The following is a 26,611-nucleotide window of genomic DNA, read 5'->3' as shown; positions in this document are numbered from 1 at the left end:
CGTGCGGACCCGTCTGGCTGCGGCAGCGCTTCTGGGCGTCACCGCGGTGTGGGGCTCGACGTTCTTCCTGATCAAGGACCTGCTCGACCGCGTGCCGGCCGCCGACTTCCTCGCCGTACGGTTCACGATCGCCTTCGTGGCGATGCTGCTGCTGGCACCCCGCGCGATCGGCCGCCTCTCCCCCGAGGTGCGGCGCCGCAGCGCGTACGCCGGTGGCATCTACGGCGTCGCCCAGATCATGCAGACGGTCGGCCTCGGCCACACGGACGCGAGCGTGTCCGGGTTCATCACCGGGTTGTACGTCGTGGCGACCCCCGTGCTCGCCTCGCTCGCGTTCCGGCAGCGCGTCTCCCGGACGGTCTGGATCGCGGTCGGCCTGTCGACCCTGGGTCTCGGGATCCTGTCGCTGCGCGGCTTTGCCGTGGGCTTCGGCGAGTCGATCACGTTCGTGTGCGCCCTCCTCTACGCCGTGCACATCGTCGTGCTGTCGCGGTGGTCGACGGCCCGGGACGCGTACGCGATGGCGACGATCCAGATGGGGGTCATCGCGATCCTGTGCTTCGTGGCGGCAGCTCCCGGCGGGCTCACGCTGCCCGACCGGTCCGCCGACTGGGCCGCGACGGTCTACATGGCACTCGTCGCCGGCGCCCTCGCGATGGTGGCCCAGACCTGGGCCCAGAGTCAGCTGGACGCCGCGCGGGCCGCGCTCCTGATGACGATGGAGCCGGTCTTCGCAGCGACGTTCGCCATCACGTTCGGCGACGAAGGGCTGGGCTGGCGACTGCTGCTCGGCGGCGCGCTCGTCCTGGCTGCCATGGTCCTCGCGGAGTCGTCGGGACGGAGTGAGACGCGCGTACAAGTTCCCCTAGACTGACGCGATGGACGAACCCCGCATCGCGCCCGGTGGGCTCAAGGAGCTCGGACTCGTCAACTACGGAGTGAGCGTCCTCGCCGGTCGCGTGATCGGCGGGCACAAGCCCAACGTCTTCACGACCCTGGGGCGACAGCGCCGACTGTTCCGCGGGTGGCTGTACTACAGCGGCAGGCTCATGCCCGGTGGCCGGCTGCCGCGGCGTGACAGCGAGCTCGTCATCCTGCGCATCGCGACGATCCGCGAGTGCGAGTACGAGCGTCGTCACCACGTGCGCATCGGTCGCAAGGTGGGGATCACGCCGGCCGAGATCGACCGCCTCGCCGACGAGACGTGGCCCGGCTGGAGCGACCGGGAACGGGCCCTCTTCGCGGTCGCCGACCAGTTCGTCGACGACAAGTTCATCGACGACGCGACCTGGGCGGCGGTGAGCGCACACCTCGACGAGGCCGAGCTGATCGAGCTCCTGCTCCTGTGCGGGCAGTACGACTCCCTCGCGACGGTGCTGCTGACCCTCAAGGTGCAGCCGGAGGCCTGAGCCCCACCCCTGCGATTCATGACCATGTGCACCGGTCGCGGGCGACCAGGGGGTGCACGCCCTCACACATCGCGAGGTCAGAGGGCCTTGAGGTAGCGCCGGGTCATCGCCCTCTGCAGCAGCCGGCCCACCGGCCCGGCGAGCCTCGTGCGCCACAGAGCGGGGTTGGAGAACGCCGTGACGATCGCGGTCACCTCGCCCGTCGCCGGGTCCCGCTCGACGGCGAAGCGCTCCTCCCCCGTTTCCGGGTGCCCGGGCAGCGTCCCGTACGCGAATCCGCGCCGGTCCGGCTCGTCCACGACGTCGACCACGCGGCACGGGATCTGCTGGCCGTAGAACCTGAAGGTCACGTCCGCGCCCAGCGTCGCCCGTGGAGGGCCGCTGGTGCGTCGCACGCCCGATCGCTCCTGCATCTGCCAGGTCATGATCGCCTCGGCAGCCTCGTCGAGGTCGACGACACCGAGGGACCGCGTCGCGCGTACGTGGTGGTAGCCGTCGGGCAGCGGCTCGCGAGCCGTCGCGCCGACCTCGGCGTACGTCAGGTCAGTCATGCCCCGACCATTGCCGAGAAGCCCTTGCGATCGATCCCGACGCCACGTGAGGTCACCTAGCCACGACCGGACAGCATCTCGGACACCAGGAAGGCGAGCTCGAGGCTTTGGGCCCGGTTGAGGCGAGGGTCGCAGAGGGTCTCGTAGCGGTGCGTGAGGTCCTCGGCCGACAGCTTCGCGCCGCCGCCGACGCACTCGGTCACGTCGTCGCCGGTCAGCTCGACGTGGACGCCGCCGGGCCACGTGCCCAGGGCTCGGTGCACCTCGAAGAAGCCGCGAACCTCGTCGATGACGTCGTCGAACTCACGCGTCTTGTAGCCGTTGGACGTTTCGAACGTGTTGCCGTGCATGGGGTCACAGACCCACGCGACCTCGATGCCGGCGGCGGTGACCTTCTCGACGAGGTGGGGCAGCCCGTCGCGGATCTTGCCCGCGCCGAAGCGGGTGATGAACGTGATCTTGCCCGGCGTGCGCTCGGGGTTGAGCTTCTCGTAGAGCGCGATCGCGTCGTCGGCGGTGCTGGTCGGGCCGAGCTTGACGCCGATGGGGTTGGCGATCTTGCTCATCAGCTCGACGTGAGCGCCGTCGAGCTGGCGGGTGCGCTCGCCGATCCAGACGAAGTGGCTCGACACGTCGTACGGGCGCTCGGTGCGCGAGTCGATGCGCGTCATCGAGTGCTCGTACTCGAGGATCAACGCCTCGTGGGACGAGAAGAAGTCGACGGTGTGGAACTCGTCGGGGTCGACGCCGATCGCATCCATGAACGCGAGCGCACGATCGATCTCGGCGCCGATGCGCTCGTAGCGCTCGCCGACAGGGCTGCTCTTGACGAAGTCGGTGTTCCAGGCGTGCATCTGGCGCAGGTCGGCGTAGCCGCCGGTCGTGAACGCGCGCGCGAGGTTGAGCGTGGCGGCCGACGCGTTGTAGACGTCGACGAGTCGCTGCGGGTCGTGCGCGCGGGACGCGGCGTTGAAGTCGAAGCCGTTGACGGCGTCGCCGCGGTAGGCCGGCAGCGTCACCCCGTCACGAGTCTCGGAGTCGCTGGACCGGGGCTTGGCGTACTGGCCGGCGAGGCGGCCGACCTTGACGACCGGGACGCTCGCGGCGTAGGTCAGCACGACCGCCATCGACAGCAGCACGCGGAGCTTGTTGCGGACGTTCTCGGCCGTCACGCCCTCGAAGGTCTCGGCGCAGTCACCGCCCTGCAGCAGGAACGCCTCGCCGCGGGCGACCTCGGCGAGCCGGTCGCGCAGGGCGTCGCACTCGCCCGCAAACACCAGGGGCGGCATCTTCCGCAGCGTCTGCACCGCGGCGTCGCGGGCGGACGGATCGACATACGTGGGCTGCTGGGCAGCACCCATCGCATGGAGGTCGTCAAGGCTGGGAATGCTCACCCATCAAGGGTACTCGGCAGGCTCATGTGTCCCCGCACACGCTCGCTCTCGTGGACTACCAGCCGAGCGTGCCGGGAGCGCCCTTGAAGGGCCCGCTGACGCGCGACGTGATCCAGCCCCCGTAGAAGTCACCGTCCTGCGCCTGGACGACCTCGCCGTCGACCGTGCACTCGTCGACCTTGCCGGGATAGATGGCCACGTGTCCGGCGAGGTCCGCGAACCGATCGCTGGGTGCCGGGTAGGTCCAGGCGCCGTGCCGCACGGTCCGGCCTCCTCCGAGAAGGTCGAAGTAGGACGCGCGTCCCTTCCACTCGCACACGGTCGAGCCCGTCGCCGGGCGCAACGCACCGGCGACGAATGCCTCGAGCGGCAGGTAGTAGGTCGGCGGGTGGCTCGTCTCGCACACCCGCCAGGATGACGCCGTCTCGGCGACGACCTGGCCGCCCAGGCGGACCACGAGCCGCTCGTCACTCGGCTCGATCGACGGCGGACGCGGGTAGTCCCACACGTTCTCGACAGCACGCTCAGCCATGCTCTCGAGCGTACGTGTCCACCGGTCAGCCGAAGAGGACCTCGGCCTCCTCGTAGAGCTCGGGACGTACGACCTTGAGCTCCTTGGTGCCCTCGGACAGCGGCACCCTCGCGATCTCGGTGCCGCGGAGCGACATCATCGTGCCGAAGTCGCCCTCGTGCACCGCCTGGATCGCGTGCAGCCCGAACCGGGTCGCGAGCCAGCGGTCGAACGCCGTGGGCGTGCCGCCGCGCTGGATGTGACCGAGCACGACGGCCCGGGCCTCCTTGCCCGTACGCTGCTCGATCTCCGACGCGAGCCGGTCGCCGATGCCGCCCAGGCGGACGTGGCCGAAGGCGTCCTTCTCGCCGCTGATGAGCGACATCGAGCCGCCGTCCGCGGGGACCGCGCCCTCGGAGACCACGATGATCGGTGAGTAGTGCGTCGCGAAGCGGCTCTCGACCTGGGCGCACACCTTGTCGATGTCGAACGGGCGCTCAGGGATCAGGATGATGTTGGCGCCCCCGGCGAGACCGGCGTGCAGCGCGATCCACCCCGCGTGCCGGCCCATGACCTCGACCACGAGCACCCGGTGGTGGGACTCCGCGGTCGTGTGCAGGCGGTCGATGGCCTCCATCGCGATGTTGACCGCGGTGTCGAAGCCGAACGTGAAGTCGGTGCCCGACAGGTCGTTGTCGATCGTCTTGGGGACGCCGACGACGTTGACGCCGAGATCGGCGAGCTTGGTCGCGACGCCGAGGGTGTCCTCACCGCCGATCGCGATCAACGCCTCGCACCCATTGGCCGCGAGGTTGTCCTTGATGCGCTCGACGCCGTTCTCGATCGCGAACGGGTTGGTGCGCGACGAGCCCAGAATCGTCCCACCGCGGGGCAGGATGCCGCGGACTGCGTTGATGTCGAGCTGGATGGTGTCGTTCTCGAGCGGACCACGCCAACCGTCGCGGAAGCCGACGAACTCGTGGCCGTACGTGGAGACGCCCTTGCGCACGGCCCCACGAATGACTGCGTTGAGCCCGGGGCAGTCGCCTCCCCCAGTGAGCATGCCGACGCGCATCGAGCTTCCCTTCGTTGGTGGTTGCGTTACTCGGGCTTGATCTCGTCCCAGACCTCGTCCGCCTCGGCGCGGGCGGCGACCTTGGCGGCCTCGCGCTCGGCGTCACGATCGCGCTTCTTGGCGTCCTGGGCGTAGAGGTCGACGTACTCCTGCTCGGACAGCCGCATGATCTCGTACATGATCTCGTCGGTGATCGCCCGAAGGATGTACCGGTCGTCCTGCATGCCCTCGTAGCGGCTGAAGTCCAGCGGCTTGCCGAAGCGCACCCCGGGACGGGCGAACCTGCCGAAGACCTTGCCGGGAGGGGCCACGACGTCGGTGCCGATGACGGCGAGCGGGATGACCGGGACGCCGGCCTCGAGCGCCAGGCGGGCGACACCCGTGCGGCCGCGGTAGAGCTTGCCGTCGTGCGAGCGAGTGCCCTCGGGATAGATGCCGCAGACCTCGCCGTCGGCGAGGAGTCGCAGCTGCGTCTTGATCGCGCCGGCCGCCGCGGAGCCGCTCGTGCGGTCGATCGGCACCTGGCCCGCGCCGGAGAAGAACGTCTTCTGCAGCCAGCCCTTGACGCCTGAGCCCTCGAAGTACTCGGCCTTGGCCACGAACGTGACCCGACGCGGGATGACGAGCGGCATGAACAGCCAGTCGGCGTACGAGAGGTGGTTGCTCGCCAGGATGACGGCACCCTCCTTGGGCACGTTCTCGGTGCCCTCGGCCCACGGCCTGAAGATCAACTTGAGCAACGGGCCCAGTGCGAGGAACTTCAGGAACCAATAGAACACGGACAGGACACTACTCTGAACCGGACGCCTTTCGCATGAGGCGACCCGATCCTCACCGTCATGGGGGAAGATGGACCCATGACCTCGACGACGTCACCTGGACTGCTGCCCGGAGCCGAGCCGTTCTCCGCCGACGGTGGGCGCGTGGGCGTGCTCCTCAGCCACGGTTTCACCGGCTCGCCGGCCTCGATGACGCCGTGGGGCAGGCAGCTCGCCGACCTCGGGCACACGGTGCGGGTGCCGCGACTGCCCGGCCATGGCACGACCTGGCAGGACCTGAACTCGACGACCTGGGAGCAGTGGTACGCCGAGGTCGACGCGGCCCTGACCGACCTGCGCTCGCGGTGCGACCACGTCGTCGTCGCCGGCCTGTCGATGGGCGGCTGCCTGGCGCTTCGCCTTGCGGAGCAGCGACCCGCCGACGTCGATGCCGTCGTGCTGGTCAACCCCGCCGTCAACCTCGCCCGCTTCGACCTCAAGCTGCTCCCCGTCCTCAAGTGGCTCGTCCGCTCGATGCCCGGCATCGGCAACGACATCAAGAAGCCCGGGCAGGACGAGGTCGGCTACAGCCGCACGCCCCTCAAGGCGCTCGCGTCGCAGCTCGTGATGTGGAAGGACGTCCGCACCAACCTCGACAAGGTCACCCAGCCGCTGCTGATCTTCAAGTCCGAGGAGGACCACGTCCTCGACCCGACGTCGGTCGACCTGATCCGGGCCGGCGTCTCGTCCGCCGTGGCCGAGGTCGTGGCGCTGCCCGAGAGCTATCACGTCGCGACGATCGACAACGACGACCAGCTCATCTTCGACCGCACGGCCGCATTCATCGCCGAGCACACGGGCGATCCCGATGACTGAGCGGGACGACTTCGACAAGATCGTCGAGGGCCTCGAGCTCGACCTGTCGTTCATCGACGAGCCGCAGGAGCAGCCTGTCGAGGAGCCCGAACCGGCATGGTCACCACTGACGGACGACGACATCGATGCCGCCGAGACCGAGGAGCCGTTCTACCGCAAGGTCGAGCCCACGCCTCTGATCCCCCGCCGCCGCGGCATCATGCTCGCCTGGGCAGGAGTGCTCGGAGCGCCGCTGACGCTCGTCGTCGCGACGATGGCCGGCGTCTTCCTCGACCGGCCGATCGTGGCGGCCGCCGCGCTCACTTTCGTCGGCGCGGCGATCTACTTGATCTTGCAGTTGCCCGAACACGGGCCCTCGCGGAGGGATTGGCCGGACGACGGCGCCGTGCTGTGAGCCGGGCCATGTCCGCGGCACCGATGAGGCCGGCCTCCGGGCCGAGGTGGGCCCGCACGATCCTCGCCTCGGCGCGGTAGCCCCGGCCGGTCAACGTACGGCTGAACGCGGCTCGCGCCGGGTCGACCAGCAGCTCACCGGCGTCGCTGACCCCGCCACCGATCACGAACATGCCGGGGTCAAGAGCCGCGGCCAGGTTGGCGATGCCGACGCCCAGCCAGTCGCCGACCTCGGCGATCCACTCGATCGCCTCGTCGTGGCCGGCCTGCGCGTGCTTGGTCACGAGGTGGCCCTCGATCGCCGAGACCTCGCCACCGGCCTCGGCCAGGATGGTCTTGCCGAACTCGGTCCCTTCGGTCGCGGCGGCCCGGGCGCGGCGGGTCAGGACGCGGCCGCTGGCGTACTGCTCCCAGCAGCCTCGGTTGCCGCACTCGCACTGGTTGCCGTCAGGGACGACCTGCATGTGGCCGAACTCCCCCGCGATGCCGAACTGACCGCGGTAGGGCTGGCCGTCGATGACGATCGCGCCGCCGATGCCGGTGCCGAGCGTGATGAGCACGAGGTCGGCCTCGTTCTGGGCCGCGCCGTAGCGCCACTCCGCCCAGCCCGCGGCATTGGCGTCGTTGTCGACCAGCACCGGCAGTCCCGTGCGGCGGGCGACCGCGTCGCGCAGCGGCTCGTGGCGCCAGGCGAGGTGCGGGGCGAACAGGACGGTTGACTGCGTCGCATCGACGAACCCGGCTGCCCCGACCCCGATGGCACGGATGTGGTGCTCGCGGCGGAACTCCTCGGTGATGTCGGCGATCGCGTCGATGACCTCGAGCGGCTCGGTCGTGGGGGTCTCCCGCTTGAGCCGGGCCAGCACGTGACCGTCCTCGTCGACGACGCCGGCAGCGATCTTGGTGCCACCGATGTCGATGCCGACGGCCAGCTTGTCGGCCATCAGGCGGGCTCGGTGCGGGAGAGATCGGCGGCGCCGATGATGCCGGCCTCGTTGCCGAGCGCGGCCAGGCGGAGCGCCGCCTCGGGGCGGTGCGCACGTGCGGGCAGGTTGGTCTCGAACGCCTCGAGGATCGGGTTCATCAGCAGGTCCCCGGCCGCTCCGACACCACCGCCGATCGCGATGACGCTGGGATCGAGGATCGTCGTCAGCACGGCGATTCCCTCGCCCATCCACCGACCGAGGTCGGCGAGCAGCTCGACCGCCAAGGGGTCGCCCGCCTGGGCCAGCTTGGTGATGCCGGGGCCGGTGATCCGGTTGGGGTCGCCGTCACCGAGGGCGGCGATCGCCCCGGCTCCGTCGTCGTCGTTGGCCACCCGCTCGCGCGCGTTGCGGACGAGGGCACTGCCGCTGGCGTACTGCTCCCAGCAGCCGTGCTGCCCGCAGCCGCACAGGATGCCGTTGGGCACGACACGCATGTGGCCGATCTCGGCTGCCACGCCGAAGCCGCCACGGAAGAGCTGGCCGCGGTGCACGATGCCACCGCCGATGCCGGTGCCGATCGTGACGAGCAGCAGGTCGTCGGTGTCCTCGCCCGCGCCGAACCGGAACTCGCCCCACGCCGCGGCGTTGGCGTCGTTCTCCACGACCACCGGCAGGTCGACCAGGGCGCGGACGTGCTCGCCGAGGGCCTCCTCGCGCCAGTCGATGTTGGGCGCGAAGCGGACCGTCGAGCGATCCTCGCCGACGAACCCGGCAGCGCCGATGCCGATGCCGGCAGCGTTCTCGTCGCCGACGAGGCGCTCGACGAGGTCGGCCACGATCGCGGGGATCTTGGTCGCGTCGTCGGGGGTGGGCTCAGATGCCGAGTCGAGGATCTTGCCCTCGTCGGACACGAGTCCGGTCGCGATCTTGGTGCCGCCGATGTCGACGCCAACGGCCAGTGTCATGAGTCGTCCCGTGGGGTCAGAGCGGTGTCGATGAGCTCGCGGAGCGAGCGGGTGAGCTGTGCAGCGGAGTCCGTCACCTTGGCGACGGCCTCCGGGTTGTCGCGCACGAAGCCGGCGACCTGGCACACGGGGCACCACGTCGTCGTGCACACGTGGGACGAGCTGTCGGTGGCCTCGGCGGCGTGGGGCTGCGAGGCCATGACGCGGAACAGCTTGAACGCCTCCTCGGCGACCGAGCCGACGGGGTCCGAGGCTGCGGAGCTGGAGCTCTGCTCGCTCACAGCGACTCGACCTGTTTCTTCAACCCCTTGAGAGCCGTGTCGATGATGACCTTCTCGGCCTTGCGCTTGAGCATGCCCAGCAGCGGGATCGAGACGTCCACGGCGAGCTGGTAGGTCACGCGCGTCCGGGCGTCGTCCACCGGCTCGAGGATGTAGGCGCCGTCCATCGACTTCAGCATCGAGCCCTTCTCGGCAAGGCTCCAGGACACGGAGCGGTCGCCGTCCCACGTGTAGCCGAGGTCGTACTCGTCGCGGATCGGCGAGGCGTCCAGCACGAAGTGCACCTGCTTGGCCCGCCCGTCGCCGGCGTCGACGATGTCGGCCGCCTTCACGCCCGTGGCCCAGTCGGGGTAGGCCCCGAAGTCGGCGATGACGTCCATGATCTGGTTCGCCGGAGCGTCGATGACGATGTCGCTCGTGGTCCGCGCCATCACCCCTCCTCGTCCGGCTCGATGTGAGTTCCCATGCTAGTGGTGTTGCTCCCGGGTGCCGCGCTCGGGAGGTGGCATGCAGGAGCGCCCACCGATTCCGTGCGCCGGCGCCCGTGAGAGTAGCCTGCCGTACGTGACACAGGCGCATGCACCCGAACTGGGCAACCTCTCCGACGACATCCTCGACCGCCTTCAAGAGCACGCAGACGACGTCGCGCTGGCCCGCATGGTGGGCGGTGAGTGGCAGGACGTCACCCTGGGCGAGTTCCACCGGGACGTCCTGGCCGTGGCCAAGGGCCTCATCGGCGCCGGCGTGGCACACGGCGACCGGGTCGCCCTGCTGTCCAAGACACGCTACGAGTGGACCGTCGCTGACTACGCCATCTGGTGGGTGGGCGCAGCGACCGTGCCGATCTACGAGACCTCGGCAGCGGCGCAGATCGCGTGGATCCTGTCCGACTCGGGAGCCGTCGCGGCGATCGTCGAGTCCGACACCCACCTCGCGAGGGTCAAGGAGGCCATGGCCGAGGCGCCGGACCTGCGTGACGTCTGGGTGCTCGAGGACGGTGCGATCGACCAGATCACCGAGCGGGGCGCGGACGTCAGCGACGCCGACGTCGAGGCGCGCCGCGCTGCCCTGTCGAGCGACACCCTCGCCACCTTGATCTACACGTCCGGCACGACGGGACGGCCCAAGGGCTGCAAGCTCTCGCACGGCTCGTTCCGCTACGAGCTGGGCGCCGCGATCCCCGAGCTCCCGGAGCTGTTCGAGCGCGAAGGCGCCTCCACGTTGCTGTTCCTCCCGCTCGCGCACGTGTTCGCCCGCATCATCCAGGTCGGCGCGATCCGTTCGGGCGCCAAGCTCGGGCACACCGCGGACGTCAAGGACCTCGTGACCCATCTCGGGTCGTACCAGCCGACCTTCGTGCTGGCCGTCCCCCGGGTGTTCGAGAAGGTCTTCAACACCGCGAGCAGCAAGGCGTACGCCGACGGCAAGGGCAAGATCTTCGACCGCGCCGCCCAGACCGCGATCGCCTACAGCAAGGCGCTCGACAACGGGAAGCCTGGGCTCGCCCTGCGGACTCGTCACGCGGTGTTCGACCGGCTCGTCTTCGGCCGGCTCCGGGACGCGCTGGGCGGCCACGCCGAGTGGGCGATCTCCGGCGGCGCCCCGCTCGGCGACCGTCTCGCGCACTTCTACCGCGGCATCGGCGTCACGGTCCTGGAGGGCTACGGCCTGACCGAGACGACCGCCGCGTTGTGCGTCAACACGCCGGACGACCAGCGCATCGGCACCGTCGGACGCCCCCTGCCGGGCACCGAGGTGCGCGTGGGTGCTGACGGCGAGCTGAGCTTCCGCGGGCCGCAGGTGTTCACGGGCTACTGGCACAACGACGAGGCGACGGCCGAGGCGCTCGACGCCGACGGCTGGTTCGCCACCGGTGACCTCGGTGAGGTCGACGCCGACGGCTACGTGCGCATCACGGGCCGCAAGAAGGAGATCATCGTGACGGCGGGTGGCAAGAACGTGGCGCCCGCCGTGCTCGAAGACCGCGTGCGGGCCCATCAGTACGTCAGCCAGTGCCTCGTCGTGGGCGACGGCAAGCCGTTCGTGGCCGCGCTCGTGACGGTCGATGCCGAGGCCTGGACCGGTTCCCTCGACGACGACACGCTGCGCGCCGAGATCCAGAAGGCCGTCGACGACGCCAACTCACAGGTCTCGCAGGCCGAGTCGATCCGCAAGTTCGTGATCCTGCCCGAGGACTGGACCGAGGACAACGGCTACCTGACGCCGTCGTTCAAGGTCAAGCGCAACGCAGTCCTGCGCGACTTTCACGACACCGTCGAGGCGCTCTTCGCGAGGTAGTCAAGCCATGCGGCGGTGAGCTGGTCGGTGGTGATGCCGAACGACGTGCGCAGGGCGTCATCGAGCTCGGCGCCGCCCATGACGGCCTCGTAGAACCCGACGACCCGCTCGTCCCCGTAACGCTCCCCCAGCATCCGGAAGATCATCCACGCCGACTCGTACACCGCGCCGAGGCCGTGGCCCTCGGCATCGAAGTCCTCCGCCGACGGCAGGCGCTCGGGCGTACGACCCGCCCTCACCTCGGCCAGGATCTGGCCCGCGCTGACGGCCAGCGACGCCGAGTCCTCCCGGAGGGCGACGAAGTCGGCGAATCCCTCGATGACCCAGCTCTCGGTCCGCGCTCCGACCGCGTCGGTGAGCAGGTGGGTCGCCTCGTGCGTCACGACGACCTGGGCTGCGCGCTGATCCATCGTCGCGAACACCGCCGGGTTGAGCACCACGACCGTGTCGGCCGATGTGCCCCCGCGGCCGTCCAGCCTGGTCGTGACCGCGGCGATCTGCCGGACCTGGTCGAGCGGCTGACCCACCAGCCGCGCCATCTGGGTCTGGGACCGCGGCGAGACCACGGTGACGTCGCCCTTGGTGTCCGGGACGACTCTCGCGACAGCGGCTCGTGCACGCGACGCCATCGACTCGACCGGCACCTCCGCGTCCCCACCATCGACCCGGACGACGACGGCACCGGGCTCGCGCTCGACGGAGACCGCACCGGCCAGCCAGAGCGGCAGCGCGCCGTCCCGAGGCGTCGCCGCGATGATCGAGAAGGTGTCATCGGACTCGGGCGTCACCCGGAACGCGACGGTCGACGAGTGATCGGTCGTCCCGGCCAGCCCGATGCCGTCGCCGGCACGCCAGCTGACCTCGACCGAGGCCAAGGCGGAGCCATCAGCCCGATCAGGGACCTCGCCGCCGCTCACGTAGCGGAGCTCGACGGAGGTTGCGCCTAGCGCGGCGCGGGACCGCCAGGCCTCTCGGGCAAACGCCTTGGCGGCGCGGGAGGTACCCGCCGCCGCGACGAACTCCGCCTCGGAGTCGGCCTCGGTCAGGGCGCGGAACTGGGTCGTCAGCCGCGAGGGAGCATCAGCAGGGATGCCGACGTTGTTGTCGTCGGAGCCCTGCCACGGGCGCTGCCAGACGAGCAGCGCAGCACCCAGGGCGACCAGGACGAGGACGGCGGCCGCGTTGGGCCCCAGTCTTCGACCTGGGTCAGCCAACCCGCCCGCCGACGCTGAAGCCGCTCAGGCTCGTGATCTCGACGCTCTTGCCGGGGCGAGGAGCGTGGACGACCTTGCCGCCGCCGAGGTACATGCCGATGTGCTGCATGTTGCCGTACGCGACGAGGTCTCCGGGCTGCAGTGCGTCCATCGACACGCGGCTCGTGGCGGCCATCTGCGGGCCGACGACGCGCGGGAGCGAGACTCCCGCGGCGGCCCACGCCTTCATGACCAGACCGGAGCAGTCCCAGCCGTTGGGGCCCGTGCCGCCGTAGACATAGGGATCGCCGAGCTGGCTCAGCGCGAAGTCGATCGCGGTCTTGGCGCGGCCGGAGGCGTCGACCTCGGGCATCGACGTGTCGCTGGCGTTGAACTTGGCCTGCTGGGCGGCGGTCAAACGCGCGAGCTCGGCCTTGGCATCGGTGTAGTGCTCGCGGATCTTGTCGCGCTTGGCGTCGGCGTCCTTCTGCGCGGCTGCCAGCTCGGCCTTGCGGTCCTGCAGCTGGGCGCGGCGGTTCTTGAGCTCCTTGCTCGTCTCGCCGAACTTCTCGAGCGCATCGGCGCGGGTGCTGTTGAGCGCCTGCACGGCACCGAGGCCGGCGAGGAACTGGTCGGGGTCGCCGCTGCTCAGCAGGTTGACGCTCGGGCCGAGCGGCGCGTCCATCTGCTGCTGGGCGATCGCGTCGCCGAGCTCGGACTTCTGGCGGTTGTAGTCCGCCAGGTCGCGATTGATGTCGGCGGTGAGGTCGTCGATCTCGGCCTGCGTCTGCTTGGCCTCGACCTCGAGCGCGTTGACCTGCTCGTTCATCGCCTCGGCCTTGTGGAACGCCGCTTCGACGTCCTTGGGCGTCACAGCCGGATCGGCCGCGGACGGGACGGCGAACAACCCTCCCAGCAGAGCCAGTACAGCGGCGGTGGCGAATCCTTGACGACGTGTTCGGGTAGCGGGCAAGCGCACGCAGAACTCCTATGTAGCCTCGACGCCTACCGGGTGAGCTGACGGGTTCGGGCCAAGGTCTGCCCTACGGTCGTGCGTGTCCCTCGACGAGCTCAGGACGCGCGGTTCCGATTCACCCCACACACATGGGTCCCCGGTTCGCCTCAGACATCTTCCCCATGACTGCAGCGATTCGGCGGTGCGGCCGGCGCCGTCCGGGGGGGACGACGTTCACCGGTCACACAAGGGACCACTGTAAGGGGCAGTCGGGGTCAGTTCAACTCTCAACCAACCTGTGTCTCGGGTCCCGTGACCGGGGTCACCAAGCGCAGCGGCGGGGTGAGACCCGCATCCGCGAGCACGCCGAGGGCGGCCATCTCGTCGGCGTCGATCTCGATGCCGGCCGGCGGGGCGCCGAGCAGGACCGTCACGATGCAGTCGCCGCACGCGCTGGGGCTGCGGACGAGACACCGGTCGCAATCGACGACCACGGAGTCGGTGGGGAAGTTCTCGGTCATGGCTGCACCTCCTGCTGGTTGCCACATGCCCCGTCACTCGGGGACGACCACGACGTTAGGAGCCGGCTCGGACAAAAACGCCGCGGGTTGCAGGTTCCGGCTCTGTGTCGGTACCCCCACCTACGGTGAACCACATGGAGGTAGTTCAGGCGTCGTTCGACGAGCTCGGGCGTGCCCTGTCCGACACCACGTTCTGCGTCGTCGACCTCGAGACGACCGGCGGCTCCGCCGCCAAGGGCTCCAAGATCACCGAGTTCGGCGCGGTCAAGATCAGGGGCGGTGAGGTCCTGGGCGAGTTCCAGAGCTTGGTCAATCCAGACGAGGTGATCCCCGCCTACATCACGGTGCTGACCGGCATCACCAACCAGATGGTCATCGGCGCCCCGCGCATCGCCGAGGTGTTGCCGAGCTTCCTCGAGTTCGCCCGGGGCAGCGTCCTGGTGGCCCACAACGCGCCGTTCGACGTCGGGTTCCTCAAGCACTTCAGCCGCGAGCTGGGCATCCCCTGGCCGGGTTTCGAGACGCTCGACACCGCGACCCTCGCCCGCCGGATCCTGTCCCGCGAGGAGGTTCCCAACTGCAAGCTCGCCACGTTGGCTGCGAAGTTCTCGGCCACCACGACGCCCAACCACCGGGCGCTGTCCGATGCCCGCGCGACAGTCGACGTCCTTCACGGCCTGTTCGAGCGACTCGGCCCCCTCGGCGTCACGACCCTCGAGGAGGTGTCGACCTACACCGCCAAGGTCAAGCCCGAGCAGCGCCGCAAGCGACACCTCGCGGAGCACCTGCCCGAGGCGCCGGGCGTCTACCTCTTCCGCGACGCCCGAGACGAGATCCTCTACGTCGGCACGTCCCGCAACCTGCGCGTCCGCACCCGCTCCTACTTCACGAAGGCCGAGACGCGCACGCGGATGGGCGAGATGGTGATGCTGGCCCAACGCATCGAGGGCATCGTCTGCGCGACCGCGCTCGAGGCGCAGGTCCGCGAGCTGCGGCTCATCGGCAAGCACCGCCCGCCCTACAACCGCCGCTCGCGGTTCCCCGACCGGCTCAGCTGGCTCAAGCTCACCCGCGAGCCGTGGCCGCGGCTTTCGATCGTCCGCAAGATCCTCGATGACGACGCCGACTACATCGGGCCGTTCCGCGGTCGCGCGGCCGCCGAAGGGGCACTCACGGCCCTCCACGACTCGTTCCGCATCCGGCAGTGCACCACCAAGCTCGCCAAGAGGTCCCGCATCTCACCGTGCGCCCTCGCCGAGATGGGCCACTGCCTGTCGCCCTGCGACGGATCGACCGACCTCGAGACGTACGCCCTCGAGGTCGCGCACGTCCGCCACGCCATGACGGGAGACCCTGAGGAGCTCGTCGCGGCGATCCGCGCCCGCATGCTCGACCTCGCCCGCACCGAGCGGTTCGAGGACGCTGCCATCTGGCGTGACCGGCTCACCGGCTTCCTGCGTGCCGTGGCCCGAACCCAACGCCTGCGCGAGCTGACCGGCACGCCCGAGTTGGTCGCCGCAGCACCCCACCCCGAGGGATGGGAGATCCACGTCATCCGCTTCGGCCGGCTGGCCGCGGCCGGGGTCATGCCGCGCGGCACCCACCCGATCGGCTGGGTCGACGCCCTCCTCGCCACGGCCGAGTCCGTCGCGCCGGGATTCGGGCCAATCCCGGCGGCGACCGCCGAGGAGACCGAGACCCTGCTGCGCTGGCTCGACTCCCCCGGCATGCGCATGGTCCGCGGGTCGTGGCACACCCCGCTCGGCGGTGCGGCCCGCCACCTGTCGCCGTTCGAGGACGCCAGCGCGTCGTGGCAGGGACTCCAGCGACCGGGCTAGGGTGAATCCGTGATCACCGCCATCGTCTTCATCCAGGCCGAGGTATCCCGGCTGTCCGAGATCGCCGAGCAGATCGCCGACATCGACGGGGTCAGCGAGGTCTACTCCGTCACGGGTGATCTCGACCTGCTGGCCATGGTGCGCGTTCGCCAGGTCGACGACGTCTCGTCGGTCGTCGCCGACCAGCTCAACAAGGTCGACGGCGTGATCGCGACCCAGACCCAGATCGCGTTCCAGACCTTCAGCCAGCACGACCTCGAGGAAGCCTTCTCGATCGGGCTGTGAGCCTCAGACCATGGTCTGCGTGGTCCGCGCCCAGCTCTCCAGCACCGAGGTCGCCGCACCGGAGTCGATCGAGCCCTGCGCCCGCTCGATGCCGGCCCGCAGCCGCGACTCGAGGTCGCCCGATCCCGCTTCGTGGGCGGCGATCGCAGCGCCCGCGTTGAGCACCACGGCCGTACGCACGGAGGACTGCTCACCGGCCAGGACCCGCTCGAACACCTTGGCGTTGAAAGCGGGGTCGCCGCCGGTCAGCTCCGAGACCGGCGTGTAGTCGAACCCGAGGGCTCGCGGGTCGATCGTGTCCTCGCTGACCGCGCCCGAGGCGCCGTCGGCGATCCACACGCTCGAGGTCGTGCTGGTCGTGATCTCGTCGAGCCCGTCGTCGCCGCGGAACACGAACGCGTCGGCCCCTCGAGCGGCGAGCACTCCGGCCATGATCGGCCCCATCCGGGCGTCCGCGACGCCGACCGCCGATGCGGCGGGCTTGGCCGGGTTGACCAGCGGGCCGAGGAAGTTGAACGTCGTGGGGATGCCGAGCTCGCGCCGCGGCACGGCCGTGAAGCGGTAGGACGCGTGGAACACCGGCGCGAAGCAGAACGTGATGCCCACGGCGTCGAGGACCTCCGCGAGCCGGGTCGGCGGCACGTCGAGGCGGACGCCGAGCTCCTCCAGCACGTCGGCGGCGCCGCTCGCGCTGGATGCCGCACGGTTGCCGTGCTTGACGACAGGGACCCCGGCACCGGCGATGACCACGGCGGACATCGTCGAGATGTTCACGGTCTTGGCGAGGTCTCCCCCGGTGCCGACGATGTCGACGACGCGGCCGTCGACCGCGAACGGGACGGCGTGCCGGTACATCGCGTCGACCAGGCCCTGCACCTCGGCCAGCGTCTCGCCCTTGGCGCGCAGCGCGACGGCGAACCCGGCGATCTGGGCCGGCGTGGCGTTGCCGGAGAGGATCTCCTCCATCGCCCAGGTCGTGGACCCGGCGTCGAGGTCGCGCCTGGCCACGAGGGCGGAGAGAACCTCAGGCCATGTCGTCGACACGGCGTCAGCCGGGCTGGAGCACGCCGCGCGCCAGGTCGATGACGACCTCGGCAAGGCGGATCGGCTCGATCGGGTGTGGCAGCGCGGCCTCGGCCCGCGACCAGGTGGCGAGCCAGGCGTCCTGCGGACGTCCGGTCAGCACGAGCACCGGAGGCGCCTGGTAGATCTCGTCCTTCATCTGCCGGGCGATGCCCAGGCCTCCTGCCGGGACGGCCTCGCCGTCGAGGATCACCAGGTCGATGCCGCCCTCGTCGAGGTGCTGGAACACGACCGGCTCGGTCGCGCACTCGACGTAGTCGAAGGGCGGAAGGTCGGGGTGTGGGCGAGCTCCGAGGGCTGACAGCACGGCAGCGCGCACGTCGCGATCGTCGCTGTAGACCAGGACACGTAGGGGCTTGTGCTCGCTCACGGGTCGATCGTACATAATGATCGCGTGGCGACTACATCCGTGATTCCTGCTTCCCGACTCCATGGCCAGGAAGGCCGTCCGTCGATGGTGACGGTGGGGACCATCGTGTGGCTCTCCAGCGAGCTGATGTTCTTCGCCGGGCTGTTCGCGGCCTACTTCACGATCCGCAACATCTCGCCCAACTTGTGGGAGCAGGAGACCGAGCTCCTCAACATCCCGTTCGCGACCGCCAACACCACGATCCTCGTGCTGTCGTCGCTGACCTGCCAGTTCGGCGTGTTCGCCGCCGAGCGCGGCAAGCCGGGCCGCACCGGCAAGCTCCACCAGATCAAGCTGTGGGGCATGCGTGAGTGGTTCCTCCTCACCTACCTCATGGGCGCCGTGTTCATCGCCGGCCAGGCCACCGAGTACGCCGCCCTGGTCACCGAGCACGTCACGATCTCGTCGTCGCCCTACGGCAGCGTGTTCTACCTCGCCACCGGGTTCCACGGCATCCACGTCCTCGGCGGCCTGATCGCGTTCCTGCTGGTCATCGGGCGAACGTTCGCCGCCCGCAAGTTCACGCACGAGCAGGCGATCTCGGCGATCGTCGTGTCCTACTACTGGCACTTCGTCGACATCGTCTGGGTCGGCCTGTTCGCGACGATCTACATCCTCAAATAAGGCTTCCCTCACTGCATGTCGGGTCACCGCCCGAAGGTATTCTCAGAAGCACTCCAAGGAACGAGGTTCTCGGTGCGGAAACTGTCCACCAGACGCCGGCATCCACTCGCCGGCATCGTCGTGATGCTTGTGGCGCTCGGCGTTGTCGGAGGTGTCTACTCAGCTGTCGCACCTGAGCCCGCCAAGGCCGAGACCGTGTCGACGCAGGATGTCGAGGCCGGTCGCGACCTGTTCTTGATCGGCTGCGCCAGCTGCCACGGCAAGAACGCCGGCGGCATCGAGACCAAGCGCGGCGGCAACTATGGTCCGTCGCTGATCGGCGTGGGCGCGGCCGCGGTCGACTTCCAGGTGGGCACCGGACGCATGCCGATGGCCCAGATGGCCCCGCAGGCCCCCAAGAAGGATCCCGAGTACACCGCCGAGGAGACCCGGCAGCTCGCGGCCTACATCGCGACGCTCGGCCCCGGCCCCGCGATCCCCGACGAGGAGTACACCAACACCTCCGGCAAGACCGCTGAGCAGATCCGCGAGGGCGGCGAGTTCTTCCGCACCAACTGCACCGCTTGCCACAACTCGGTCGGCGCCGGTGGCGCCCTCCCCGGTGGCAAGTACGCCCCTGCCCTCGACGGCGTCAGCGCCAAGCACATCGCCGAGGCCATGATCACCGGCCCGCAGCAGATGCCGGTGTTCTCCGACGACGTCATCACCCCTGAGGACAAGAGCAACATCATCGCCTACATCGAGGCGGTGCAGGAGCAGCCCAACTACGGCGGCATGGCCGGCGGCGGCCTCGGCCCGGTGGTCGACGGACTGTTCACCTGGATCATCGGCATCGGCGGCCTCGTGATCGCCGCCGTCTGGATCGGTGCCCACGGAGCGAGAGTGAAGAAGAAATGAGCGACGAGCTCGACCGCGTGCCCGACACCGAGCCGGTGCGGGATCCCGGCCTGCCCGAGCACCAGTACCGGCCGACCGACGTCGACCCGGCCCAGGACCGTCGCGCCGAGCGACAGATCTCGGGCATGTTCGCGGTGGCAGCGGCGCTGCTCGTTGGCTTCTGCGTGGCTTACATCATGATCGACGAGGACCAGACGTTCCTCGGCTGGTCCGCCATGAACTTCACGCTCGGCGCGACCCTCGGCGGCGCGATGCTGCTGATGGGCGTCGGGATCATCCAGTGGGCCAAGAAGCTCATGGGCGATCACGAGATGGTCGAGATGCGCACTCCGGCAGCCTCCAGCTCGGAGGACCGCGCCCACGCGCTCAAGGACCTCAACGACGGCATCAACGAGTCCGGCTTCGGCCGCCGCCCGCTGATCCGTCGCACGCTCTTCCTCTCGATGGGCGCACTGGGCCTGCCGGCCATCGTCCTGCTGCGCGATCTCGGCCCGCTGCCCCACGGCCACCGCAACACGGTCTGGAAGAAGGGCATGCGCGTCGTCAACGATGTCTCCGGCACTCCCCTGAAGCCCGCCGACCTGCAGGTCGGCCAGCTCGTCAACGCCGAGCCCGCGATCATGTACGAGACCGACGAGGACGGCCACCCGGTCCTGCACGGCGCCGAGCTGCTGGCCGCGAAGTCCAAGGCCGCCGTGATCGTCGTCCGCATGCGTCCCGAGGACATCACCCCGGACAAGGGCCGCGAGAACTGGGGCGTCGGCGGCATCCTCTGCTACTCCAAGATCTGCACGCACGTCGGCTGCCCCATCAGCCTGTGGGAGCAGCAGACGCACCACCTGCTCTGCCCGTGCCACCAGTCGACGTTCGACCTGGCCGACAACGGCAAGGTCGTCTTCGGTCCGGCACACCGGCCGCTGCCCCAGCTGCCCCTCGCGGTGGACGCCGAGGGCTACCTGATCGCCGTGAGCGACTTCACCGAGATCGTGGCGCCCAGCTACCCAGAGCTGGTCCGCGACCAGAAGAGGTTGGACGATAAGTCATGAGCACCGTCGACGACACCACCAGCACCGAGGGCACCGCCATCGAGGACACCGGCTTCGGCAAGAAGGCTGCCGGCCCCGTCGGCTGGCTGGACGACCGCCTGGGCCTGGCCGGTGCCAGCAAGCGCTCGCACCTGCTCCGCAAGGTGTTTCCCGAGCACTGGTCGTTCATGCTCGGCGAGATCGCGCTCTGGAGCTTCGTCGTCCTGCTGCTCACCGGAACGTTCCTGACGTTCTGGTTCGTGCCGAGCATGGGTGAGACGACCTACAACGGCTCCTACACCCCGCTCAACGGCCTGGAGATGTCGCAGGCGTACGCATCGACGCTCGACATCTCGTTCGACGTCCGCGGCGGCCTCCTGATCCGTCAGATCCACCACTGGGCGGCTGCGCTGTTCGTCGCCGCCATGATCGTGCACATGCTGCGCGTCATGTTCACGGGCGCCTACCGCAAGCCGCGCGAGATCAACTGGCTGATCGGCCTCGGCCTCCTGCTCCTCGGCCTCGTCGAGGGCTTCGCCGGCTACTCGCTCCCGGACGACCTGCTGTCCGGCACGGGCCTGCGGTTCGTCGACGGGCTCGTCAGGTCGATCCCGATCGTCGGGTCCTACCTCGAGTTCTTCATCTTCGGCGGCGAGTTCCCGGGGGACATCATCATCCCGCGCCTCTACATGGCGCACATCCTGCTGATTCCTGCACTCCTGCTCGGGCTCATCGGTGCCCACATGCTGCTGCTCGTCTACCACAAGCACACGCAGTGGCCTGGCCCCGGACGCACCGAGAAGAACGTCGTCGGCTACCCGATGCTTCCGGTCTACGCCGCCAAGGCGGGCGGGTTCTTCTTCGTGGTGTTCGGCTTCACCGCCCTGATGGGTGCCACGCTGCAGATCAACCCGATCTGGGCCTACGGCCCCTACAACCCGTCCGAGGTCACGGCCGGCTCCCAGCCGGACTGGTACATGGGCTTCGTCGAGGGCGCCGTCCGCATCTTCCCCAACTGGGAGAGCACGTTCTTCAACTTCACCTGGAGCTGGAACGTCTTCCTGCCGGGGGCGATCCTGCCCGGACTGTTCCTGGGTGTCGGCGCCGGCTGGCCGTTCATCGAGCAGTGGATCACGGGCGACAAGCGGGAGCACCACCTGCTGGAGCGCCCGCGCAACGCGCCGTTCCGGACCGCGTTCATCGTCGCCGGCATGACGGCGTACGGCGTGCTGTGGATCGCGGGTGGCAACGACATCATCGCCACCCAGTTCAACATGAGCCTCAACGCGATCACGTGGTTCTGCCGCATCGGCTTCTTCATCCTGCCGATCGTCATGTTCATGATCACCAAGCGGATCTGCATCGGCCTGCAGCGCGCTGATGCCAACCGCATCCTGCACGGCTACGAGACCGGTGTCATCGAGCGTTCGCCTGACGGCGGGTTCACGGAGCGCCACGCTCCCCTGCCGGTCGGCGCGCAGTACACGCTCACGACGCACGACCGGCTGCCGGTGCTCGAGGCCCCGGCAGAGACCGATCACAACGGCGTGGCAGCCCCGCACAGTCGCCGCGAGAAGCTCCGGGCCAAGCTCCGGGCGTTCTACTACGACGGGGCGCTCGACAAGCCCACCGTCGAGGACGTCCATCACGCTGAGGAGCACCTGCGCGACCACGACGGCCACCCGGTCGAGCTCGGCGACGAGTTCCAAGGCGTGTCCGAGACCGGTATCCCGCGCGTGCACTAGATCGCCGGTTCGACCCGCAAGCCCCCGCCAGCACGCTGGCGGGGGCTTCGTCGTTCTGACGGCGATGCCCCCGCCAGCACGCTGGCGGGGGCTTCGTCGTTCTGACGGCGATCTCGCCATCGGTGACGCCCTCGACGGCGCCCCCACCCTGCTGCGCACCTTGGTGCTCGCCACGGCCGCCGTGCCGATCGTCGTCTACGGCCCGATGCCGCAGCTGCACCGGGCCCGCGGCACCCTGATCGTGCGCCGACGCAACCGGTGAGGCCTCAGGTCTTGTCGAGCGCCGAGCCCTGGACCCAGGTCGACCACGGCACGTTCCAGTCGGTCCAGCCGTTTCGGTCCTCCAGCGGCCTCGGGCTGTTGATGTAGCGGACCACGTCGCCGCGTCGGGAGTTGCGGTAGAGCCAGCCCGCGTCGGCGGTGCTCATGCCGGTGCACCCGTGGCTCACGTTGGCCCTGCCCTGAGAAGCCACCGACCAGGGCGCGGCATGCAGGAACTCGCCCGAGTTGGTGACCCTCATGGCCCAGCGCACGTTCTCGATGTTGTAGTAGCCGGGGTCCTCGGAGTCGACACCGGTCGTGGCAGCGTCCATGTCGATCGAAGGGAACTTCTCCATGATGACCTTGGTGCCCTCGCGGGTGCGGTGGGTGCTGTCCCCCGTCGACACCGGGATCGTCTTCTCCACCTTGCCGTCGACGGTGTACTTGAGCCGGTGCTTGGCGACGTTGACGACGCTGACCCGCTTGCTCCCGACCTTGAAGTCGATGAGCTGGTCCTGCTGCCCGTAGACGCCGTTGCCGGCGGGCAGCCCGTTGAGGCGGAGGTTGATCTTGACGCGGGCGTGAGCGGGCCAGAACGTACGCGGGCGGAAGTGCGCCTCTCGGTCCGAGAACCAGCTCCACGAGCCTGACACGGCCGGCTTGGACTGCACGCTCATGCTGCGCTCGAACAGGGCACGGTTCTTGACCGGCACGTCGAACGTGACGATCACGGGCATGCCGACGCCGACCGTCTCACCTTGGAGCGGTGCGACGGACGGATAGGTCTGCTGCTCGAGCGTCAGGGGCTGGGTCGTGAAGTGCCGGACGAGGCGTCCGCGCTTGCCGTCCTCACCCTTGCCGTTGACCTTGAGCGTGTAGGCCGTGCCCGGCTCGAGCCGCTGACCCGCGCGCCAGGAGCCGTCGGCGACCCGACCCCGGATCGTGGACTTCCCGTCGTCGCTCGCGAGCACGCCGCTCGTGATGGAGCCGTCCTGCGCCTCAACCGTGACCACGGTGCTGACCTTGACGTCGGCGGCCTTCTCGTCGACGTTGGCGGTCAAGGACACCGGGTCCTTGGCCTCACCGGGCGTGACGGCATCCTTGACGCCATCAGCGGTGCAGGCGGACAAGGCCACGAGAGCCGCGCACACGAGCGCGGCCGGCAGACGAAGATCCCTCACCAGGTCATTCTAGGTGGTCGGGCGTAGCAGCCTACGCCCATCGACCGGCGTGCTGCGACGTGGATCAGTGCGCGTGGACGCCGCGGTAGTACTCGAAGATCCAGCCGACCGCGGTGACGGCCATGAACACCGAACCGATGATGAACAGCCACCAGCCGATCACGACGCCCAGCACCACGACAGCCAGCGACGCGGCGCAGAACAGCGGCCACCAGCTGTAGGGCGGGAAGAAGCCCTGCTCGCCGGCACCGTCGGCGATCTCACCGTCGCTGCGGTCCTCAGGACGAGCCGGGATCTGCTTGGCCACGACAGCCAGGTAGAAGCCCAGCAGCGCGGTCAGCAGGAAGGTCATGGTCAGCGCCGAGGTGCCGGTGGGGTCGTGGGTCAGCACCCAGTAGACCGGCGCGACGATCGCGAAGAAGATGCCGCACGCGACGATGGTCCAGTACTCAGCCTTCATGGATCAGTGACCGCCCTTGCCGTCGTCGGTGGTGTCTGTCGGCGCCTGGCCCTCGCCCTTGCCCTCGACATCGGGCGCGTCGGCGAAGGCCGACTGCTCCCCCGGGTTCTCGAGCAGCTCGAGCCGCGCGATCTCCGGGTGGTGCAGGTCGAACGCGGGGCTCTCGGACCGGATCCGCGGCAGCGACGCGAAGTTGTGGCGCGGCGGCGGTGACGACGTCGCCCACTCGAGCGAGCGGCCCCAGCCCCACGGGTCGTCGAGGCCGACGAGCGGGCCCCGACGCGACTTCCAGACGTTGTAGAAGAACGGCAGCGTCGAGGCGCCGAGCAGGAAGGCCCCGATCGACGAGATCTCGTTGAGGGTCGTGAAGCCGTCGGTCGCGCTGTAGTCGGCATAGCGGCGCGGGAAGCCCTCGACGCCCAGCCAGTGCTGGACGAGGAACGTCATGTGGAACCCGATGAACAGCAGCCAGAAGTGGATCTTGCCGAGCTTCTCGTCGAGCATGCGGCCGGTGAGCTTGGGCCACCAGAAGTAGAAGCCGGCGAACATCGCGAACACCACGGTGCCGAACACGACGTAGTGGAAGTGCGCGACCACGAAGTAGCTGTCGGAGAGCTGGAAGTCCAGCGTCGGCGACGCCAGGATGATGCCGGTCAGGCCGCCGAAGAGGAACGTCACGAGGAAGCCGAGCGAGAAGATCAGCGGGGTGTCGAAGGACAGAGATCCCCCCCACAACGTGCCGATCCAGTTGAAGAACTTGACTCCTGTCGGCACCGCGATCAGGAAGGTCATGAACGAGAAGAACGCCAGGTCGACCGAGCCGGTCACGAACATGTGGTGCGCCCACACGGCCACCGAGAGCGCCGCGATCATGAGCGTTGCGCCGACCAGGCCCATGTAGCCGAAGATCGGCTTGCGGGCGAAGACCGGCAGGATCTCGGTGATGATGCCGAAGAACGGCAGGGCGATGATGTAGACCTCTGGATGCCCGAAGAACCAGAACAGGTGCTGCCACAGGATCGGGCCACCGTTGGCGGCGTCGAAGACGTGCGCACCCAGGCGCCGATCGGCCTCGAGCGACAGCAGCGCGGCGGCGAAGATCGGGAACGCGATGATGACCAGGATGCTCGTGACCAGCGTGTTCCACACGAAGATCGGCATGCGGAACATCGTGAGACCGGGGGCTCGCATCGTGAAGATCGTGGTGATGAAGTTGACGCCGCCCAAGATGGTGCCGAGGCCCGACATCCACAGGCCCATGACCCACAGGTCACCGCCTATGCCCGGAGAGTTCACCGCATCGCTGAGCGGTGCGTACGCGAACCAGCCGAAGCTCGCCGCTCCACCGGGGACGAAGAAGCCGGAGACGACGATCGTCGAGCCGAACAGGTAGAGCCAGTAGCTGAACATGTTGAGCCGCGGGAACGCGACGTCAGGTGCACCGATCTGCAGCGGCATGATCGCGTTGCCGAAGCCGAAGAACAGCGGCGTCGCGAACATCAGCAGCATGATCGTGCCGTGCATCGTGAAGAGCTGGTTGTAGGTCTCCTCGTCCACGATCTGCGTGCCGGGCTGGGCCAGCTCGGCGCGGATCAGGAGCGCCAGGATGCCGCCGATGATGAAGAAGGCGAACGAGGTGAAGAGGTACATGTTGCCGATCACCTTGTGATCGGTCGTGGTCAGCACCGTGACGACCTTCTGGCCGAGGGTGCGCTCCCGCGTTCCGGCGCGGAGCACCTCGGAGCCGTCGTCGAATGCCGCTGTTGCGTCGGCCATCAGTGCCCCGCTCCTTCCTGGACGTCTTCGGCGTTGCCGTTGCCCTCGTCTTCGAGGCCGGCGATCGTGTTGGCTTCCTTGGCACCCTTGGGCGCACCCGTCTGGTCCGCGTCCTGGAGCTCGCGCAGGTGCGCGTCGTAGTCGGCCCTGGACACGACGTGGACCTTGAAGATCATGCGTGAGTGATAGAGCCCGCACAGCTCCGCGCAGCGACCGGTGAAGGTGCCCTCGCGCGTCGGCGTCATGTCGAAGTGGTTCTTCTGGCCCGGGACGACGTCCATCTTGAAGTAGAACTCGGGGATCCAGAACGAGTGGATGACGTCGGGCGACAGCAGGTTGAACCGCACCGACTCGTCGACCGGCAGCCAGAGCTCGGTGGGGTCCTCGGGGGTCCCGATGTCGAACACGTCCTCGCCCTGGGTGGCGTCCTCGTCGAGGTAGTTGAACGCCCACTGCCACTTGCTGCCGACGACCTCGACGGTGTGGTCGGGGTTCTCGACGTCGCGCAGCATGTCGTTCTGCGACGTCACGGTGTGGAAGAAGAAGACCGCGACGATGATGACCGGCGCGAACGTGTAGAGCGCCTCGATCGGCAGGTTGTAGCGGATCTGCACCGGGACCTCGTCCTCGCTGCGGCGGCGGTAGCGGATCATCGAGTAGACGATCAGGCCGAAGACCAGCAGGAACACCACCAGCGTGGCGATCCAGGCACCCAACCAGACGTTCCACATGGCGTCCGAGCGGTCGCTGCCCTTGACGGGCAGCGCGAGACGCTGCACGTCGGAGTCATCGACGGGAGAACAGCCGCTCAAGATCACGGCGGCGACGGCGAGAACCGCCAGCTTCATCCGACCCACGGGGTGCCTTTCTGAACCATGACTGCACGTGAGGACACGTGCAGAACCTTACTTGAGCGCGACC

General features: G+C 69.0%; 30 protein-coding genes and 1 riboswitch. Of the genes, 12 read left to right on the top strand and 18 right to left on the bottom strand.

The genetic code is table 11. The annotated features are described in order from the left end of the window. Nucleotide 1 precedes the first annotated feature (1 nt). Nucleotides 2–874, top strand: a complete 873-nt coding sequence (locus AB0N22_RS03020; protein ID WP_364635898.1) for a DMT family transporter — start codon at nt 2–4, stop codon at nt 872–874. A 4-nt stretch (nt 875–878) separates the two neighbouring features. Further along, nucleotides 879–1,409, top strand: coding sequence for a carboxymuconolactone decarboxylase family protein (locus AB0N22_RS03015; RefSeq protein ID WP_364635895.1), 531 nt, complete (start codon nt 879–881; stop codon nt 1,407–1,409). Nucleotides 1,410–1,486: 77 nt separating this feature from the next. On the opposite strand, the gene AB0N22_RS03010 is transcribed toward AB0N22_RS03015, so the two are convergent. The 5 genes from AB0N22_RS03010 to AB0N22_RS02990 all read right to left on the bottom strand — a co-directional run bounded on the left by AB0N22_RS03010 (nt 1,487) and on the right by AB0N22_RS02990 (nt 5,719). Further along, nucleotides 1,487–1,960 (bottom strand): DUF1990 domain-containing protein, encoded by a 474-nt coding sequence (locus AB0N22_RS03010; RefSeq protein ID WP_364635892.1) that lies wholly within the window; start codon nt 1,958–1,960, stop codon nt 1,487–1,489. Between the two features lie 56 nt (nt 1,961–2,016). Continuing rightward, nucleotides 2,017–3,321, bottom strand: a complete 1,305-nt coding sequence (locus AB0N22_RS03005) for a class II 3-deoxy-7-phosphoheptulonate synthase (RefSeq protein WP_364639187.1) — start codon at nt 3,319–3,321, stop codon at nt 2,017–2,019. An 88-nt stretch (nt 3,322–3,409) separates the two neighbouring features. After that, nucleotides 3,410–3,886, bottom strand: a complete 477-nt coding sequence (locus tag AB0N22_RS03000) for a DUF427 domain-containing protein (RefSeq protein ID WP_364635889.1) — start codon at nt 3,884–3,886, stop codon at nt 3,410–3,412. A 25-nt stretch (nt 3,887–3,911) separates the two neighbouring features. After that, a complete protein-coding gene (locus tag AB0N22_RS02995) occupies nt 3,912–4,928 on the bottom strand; it encodes a 6-phosphofructokinase (RefSeq protein WP_364635886.1) in 1,017 nt (338 codons plus the stop codon). Between the two features lie 38 nt (nt 4,929–4,966). After that, nucleotides 4,967–5,719 carry a lysophospholipid acyltransferase family protein gene (locus tag AB0N22_RS02990; RefSeq protein ID WP_364635883.1) on the bottom strand — a complete coding sequence of 251 codons (753 nt, stop codon included), beginning with the start codon at nt 5,717–5,719 and terminating at the stop codon, nt 4,967–4,969. Nucleotides 5,720–5,797: 78 nt separating this feature from the next. Between AB0N22_RS02990 and AB0N22_RS02985 the strand changes: the two genes are divergently transcribed. Next, entirely contained in the window at nt 5,798–6,574 is a 777-nt protein-coding gene (locus tag AB0N22_RS02985; protein WP_364635880.1) for an alpha/beta fold hydrolase, read from the top strand. After that, nucleotides 6,567–6,968, top strand: a complete 402-nt coding sequence (locus tag AB0N22_RS02980) for a hypothetical protein (protein ID WP_364635877.1) — start codon at nt 6,567–6,569, stop codon at nt 6,966–6,968. Before AB0N22_RS02985 ends, AB0N22_RS02980 begins: the two co-directional genes overlap by 8 nt. Here the strand turns inward: AB0N22_RS02980 and AB0N22_RS02975 are convergent. From AB0N22_RS02975 to AB0N22_RS02960, 4 genes are read right to left on the bottom strand one after another with little or no spacing between them, the layout of a single operon-like run. Next, nucleotides 6,874–7,911 (bottom strand): ROK family glucokinase, encoded by a 1,038-nt coding sequence (locus AB0N22_RS02975; protein ID WP_364635874.1) that lies wholly within the window; start codon nt 7,909–7,911, stop codon nt 6,874–6,876. The genes AB0N22_RS02980 and AB0N22_RS02975 overlap by 95 nt on opposite strands. Further along, on the bottom strand, nt 7,911–8,858 hold the full coding sequence (locus tag AB0N22_RS02970; RefSeq protein ID WP_364635871.1) for an ROK family glucokinase: 948 nt from the start codon (nt 8,856–8,858) through the stop codon (nt 7,911–7,913). The genes AB0N22_RS02975 and AB0N22_RS02970 overlap by 1 nt, the downstream gene beginning before the upstream one ends. Further along, entirely contained in the window at nt 8,855–9,139 is a 285-nt protein-coding gene (locus tag AB0N22_RS02965) for a hypothetical protein (RefSeq protein WP_364635868.1), read from the bottom strand. The genes AB0N22_RS02970 and AB0N22_RS02965 overlap by 4 nt, the downstream gene beginning before the upstream one ends. Continuing rightward, nucleotides 9,136–9,570, bottom strand: a complete 435-nt coding sequence (locus AB0N22_RS02960; RefSeq protein WP_364635865.1) for an SRPBCC family protein — start codon at nt 9,568–9,570, stop codon at nt 9,136–9,138. The genes AB0N22_RS02965 and AB0N22_RS02960 overlap by 4 nt, the downstream gene beginning before the upstream one ends. A gap of 133 nt (nt 9,571–9,703) precedes the next feature. Here AB0N22_RS02960 and AB0N22_RS02955 point away from each other — a divergent pair, with 133 nt between their 5' ends. Beyond that, on the top strand, nt 9,704–11,437 hold the full coding sequence (locus AB0N22_RS02955; protein WP_364635862.1) for an AMP-dependent synthetase/ligase: 1,734 nt from the start codon (nt 9,704–9,706) through the stop codon (nt 11,435–11,437). On the opposite strand, the gene AB0N22_RS02950 is transcribed toward AB0N22_RS02955, so the two are convergent. The 3 genes from AB0N22_RS02950 to AB0N22_RS02940 all read right to left on the bottom strand — a co-directional run bounded on the left by AB0N22_RS02950 (nt 11,404) and on the right by AB0N22_RS02940 (nt 14,106). Further along, nucleotides 11,404–12,651, bottom strand: a complete 1,248-nt coding sequence (locus AB0N22_RS02950) for a hypothetical protein (protein ID WP_364635859.1) — start codon at nt 12,649–12,651, stop codon at nt 11,404–11,406. The genes AB0N22_RS02955 and AB0N22_RS02950 overlap by 34 nt on opposite strands. Beyond that, on the bottom strand, nt 12,644–13,609 hold the full coding sequence (locus AB0N22_RS02945) for an NlpC/P60 family protein (protein WP_364635856.1): 966 nt from the start codon (nt 13,607–13,609) through the stop codon (nt 12,644–12,646). The genes AB0N22_RS02950 and AB0N22_RS02945 overlap by 8 nt, the downstream gene beginning before the upstream one ends. An 8-nt stretch (nt 13,610–13,617) precedes the next feature. Continuing rightward, nucleotides 13,618–13,797: riboswitch (cyclic di-AMP (ydaO/yuaA leader) on the bottom strand. Between the two features lie 75 nt (nt 13,798–13,872). Next, nucleotides 13,873–14,106, bottom strand: coding sequence for a hypothetical protein (locus AB0N22_RS02940; RefSeq protein ID WP_364635853.1), 234 nt, complete (start codon nt 14,104–14,106; stop codon nt 13,873–13,875). A 134-nt stretch (nt 14,107–14,240) separates the two neighbouring features. On the opposite strand from AB0N22_RS02940, the gene AB0N22_RS02935 reads away from it, so the two are divergent. Both AB0N22_RS02935 and AB0N22_RS02930 read left to right on the top strand, forming a co-directional pair. Beyond that, entirely contained in the window at nt 14,241–15,944 is a 1,704-nt protein-coding gene (locus AB0N22_RS02935; protein ID WP_364635850.1) for a DEDD exonuclease domain-containing protein, read from the top strand. Between the two features lie 9 nt (nt 15,945–15,953). Then, a complete protein-coding gene (locus AB0N22_RS02930; RefSeq protein ID WP_364635847.1) occupies nt 15,954–16,229 on the top strand; it encodes an Lrp/AsnC ligand binding domain-containing protein in 276 nt (91 codons plus the stop codon). Between the two features lie 3 nt (nt 16,230–16,232). Here AB0N22_RS02930 and trpD read toward each other — a convergent pair whose 3' ends face one another. Both trpD and AB0N22_RS02920 read right to left on the bottom strand, forming a co-directional pair. Continuing rightward, nucleotides 16,233–17,273 (bottom strand): anthranilate phosphoribosyltransferase, encoded by a 1,041-nt coding sequence (gene trpD, locus AB0N22_RS02925; protein ID WP_364635844.1) that lies wholly within the window; start codon nt 17,271–17,273, stop codon nt 16,233–16,235. Between the two features lie 4 nt (nt 17,274–17,277). Beyond that, on the bottom strand, nt 17,278–17,682 hold the full coding sequence (locus tag AB0N22_RS02920) for a hypothetical protein (protein ID WP_364635841.1): 405 nt from the start codon (nt 17,680–17,682) through the stop codon (nt 17,278–17,280). A gap of 93 nt (nt 17,683–17,775) precedes the next feature. On the opposite strand from AB0N22_RS02920, the gene AB0N22_RS02915 reads away from it, so the two are divergent. The 5 genes from AB0N22_RS02915 (at nt 17,776) to AB0N22_RS02895 (ending at nt 22,274) form a co-directional block, all read left to right on the top strand. Beyond that, entirely contained in the window at nt 17,776–18,345 is a 570-nt protein-coding gene (locus AB0N22_RS02915) for a heme-copper oxidase subunit III (protein ID WP_364635838.1), read from the top strand. Nucleotides 18,346–18,417: 72 nt separating this feature from the next. Continuing rightward, complete coding sequence (locus AB0N22_RS02910; RefSeq protein ID WP_364635835.1) at nt 18,418–19,242, top strand: cytochrome c; 825 nt, start codon at nt 18,418–18,420, stop codon at nt 19,240–19,242. Then, entirely contained in the window at nt 19,239–20,288 is a 1,050-nt protein-coding gene (locus AB0N22_RS02905; RefSeq protein ID WP_364635832.1) for a Rieske 2Fe-2S domain-containing protein, read from the top strand. Before AB0N22_RS02910 ends, AB0N22_RS02905 begins: the two co-directional genes overlap by 4 nt. After that, nucleotides 20,285–22,012 (top strand): cytochrome bc complex cytochrome b subunit, encoded by a 1,728-nt coding sequence (locus tag AB0N22_RS02900; RefSeq protein WP_364635829.1) that lies wholly within the window; start codon nt 20,285–20,287, stop codon nt 22,010–22,012. Before AB0N22_RS02905 ends, AB0N22_RS02900 begins: the two co-directional genes overlap by 4 nt. 64 nt (nt 22,013–22,076) lie before the next feature. After that, entirely contained in the window at nt 22,077–22,274 is a 198-nt protein-coding gene (locus AB0N22_RS02895) for a hypothetical protein (RefSeq protein ID WP_364635826.1), read from the top strand. 4 nt (nt 22,275–22,278) lie between these two features. Here the strand turns inward: AB0N22_RS02895 and AB0N22_RS02890 are convergent, their stop codons facing one another. From AB0N22_RS02890 to coxB, 4 genes are all read right to left on the bottom strand, one after another. After that, complete coding sequence (locus AB0N22_RS02890) at nt 22,279–23,454, bottom strand: Ig-like domain-containing protein (RefSeq protein ID WP_364635823.1); 1,176 nt, start codon at nt 23,452–23,454, stop codon at nt 22,279–22,281. A gap of 64 nt (nt 23,455–23,518) precedes the next feature. Further along, nucleotides 23,519–23,914, bottom strand: a complete 396-nt coding sequence (locus tag AB0N22_RS02885) for a cytochrome c oxidase subunit 4 (protein ID WP_364635820.1) — start codon at nt 23,912–23,914, stop codon at nt 23,519–23,521. 3 nt (nt 23,915–23,917) lie between these two features. After that, complete coding sequence (gene ctaD / locus AB0N22_RS02880; protein ID WP_364635817.1) at nt 23,918–25,690, bottom strand: cytochrome c oxidase subunit I; 1,773 nt, start codon at nt 25,688–25,690, stop codon at nt 23,918–23,920. Further along, entirely contained in the window at nt 25,690–26,538 is an 849-nt protein-coding gene (gene coxB / locus AB0N22_RS02875; protein WP_364639184.1) for a cytochrome c oxidase subunit II, read from the bottom strand. The genes ctaD and coxB overlap by 1 nt, the downstream gene beginning before the upstream one ends. Nucleotides 26,539–26,611: the final 73 nt, after the last annotated feature.

This window comes from Aeromicrobium sp. NPDC092404 (assembly GCF_040684095.1).
In the GTDB taxonomy this organism is placed as follows: Bacteria; Actinomycetota; Actinomycetes; order Propionibacteriales; family Nocardioidaceae; genus Aeromicrobium.
This window is presented reverse-complemented; position numbering and strand designations above follow the sequence as displayed.

Coding starts and splice junctions, on each gene's coding strand:
- AB0N22_RS02935 (WP_364635850.1), top strand. CDS start 14,241: ATGGAGGTAGTTCAGGCGTCGTTCGACGAGCTCGGGCGTGCCCTGTCC.
- AB0N22_RS03000 (WP_364635889.1), bottom strand. CDS start 3,886: ATGGCTGAGCGTGCTGTCGAGAACGTGTGGGACTACCCGCGTCCGCCG.
- AB0N22_RS02995 (WP_364635886.1), bottom strand. CDS start 4,928: ATGCTCACTGGGGGAGGCGACTGCCCCGGGCTCAACGCAGTCATTCGT.
- ctaD (WP_364635817.1), bottom strand. CDS start 25,690: ATGGCCGACGCAACAGCGGCATTCGACGACGGCTCCGAGGTGCTCCGC.
- AB0N22_RS03010 (WP_364635892.1), bottom strand. CDS start 1,960: ATGACTGACCTGACGTACGCCGAGGTCGGCGCGACGGCTCGCGAGCCG.
- AB0N22_RS02975 (WP_364635874.1), bottom strand. CDS start 7,911: ATGGCCGACAAGCTGGCCGTCGGCATCGACATCGGTGGCACCAAGATC.
- AB0N22_RS02985 (WP_364635880.1), top strand. CDS start 5,798: ATGACCTCGACGACGTCACCTGGACTGCTGCCCGGAGCCGAGCCGTTC.
- AB0N22_RS02980 (WP_364635877.1), top strand. CDS start 6,567: ATGACTGAGCGGGACGACTTCGACAAGATCGTCGAGGGCCTCGAGCTC.
- AB0N22_RS02970 (WP_364635871.1), bottom strand. CDS start 8,858: ATGACACTGGCCGTTGGCGTCGACATCGGCGGCACCAAGATCGCGACC.
- AB0N22_RS02885 (WP_364635820.1), bottom strand. CDS start 23,914: ATGAAGGCTGAGTACTGGACCATCGTCGCGTGCGGCATCTTCTTCGCG.
- AB0N22_RS02895 (WP_364635826.1), top strand. CDS start 22,077: ATGCCCCCGCCAGCACGCTGGCGGGGGCTTCGTCGTTCTGACGGCGAT.
- AB0N22_RS03015 (WP_364635895.1), top strand. CDS start 879: ATGGACGAACCCCGCATCGCGCCCGGTGGGCTCAAGGAGCTCGGACTC.
- AB0N22_RS02960 (WP_364635865.1), bottom strand. CDS start 9,570: ATGGCGCGGACCACGAGCGACATCGTCATCGACGCTCCGGCGAACCAG.
- AB0N22_RS03005 (WP_364639187.1), bottom strand. CDS start 3,321: ATGGGTGCTGCCCAGCAGCCCACGTATGTCGATCCGTCCGCCCGCGAC.
- AB0N22_RS02900 (WP_364635829.1), top strand. CDS start 20,285: ATGAGCACCGTCGACGACACCACCAGCACCGAGGGCACCGCCATCGAG.
- AB0N22_RS02905 (WP_364635832.1), top strand. CDS start 19,239: ATGAGCGACGAGCTCGACCGCGTGCCCGACACCGAGCCGGTGCGGGAT.
- AB0N22_RS02940 (WP_364635853.1), bottom strand. CDS start 14,106: ATGACCGAGAACTTCCCCACCGACTCCGTGGTCGTCGATTGCGACCGG.
- coxB (WP_364639184.1), bottom strand. CDS start 26,538: ATGAAGCTGGCGGTTCTCGCCGTCGCCGCCGTGATCTTGAGCGGCTGT.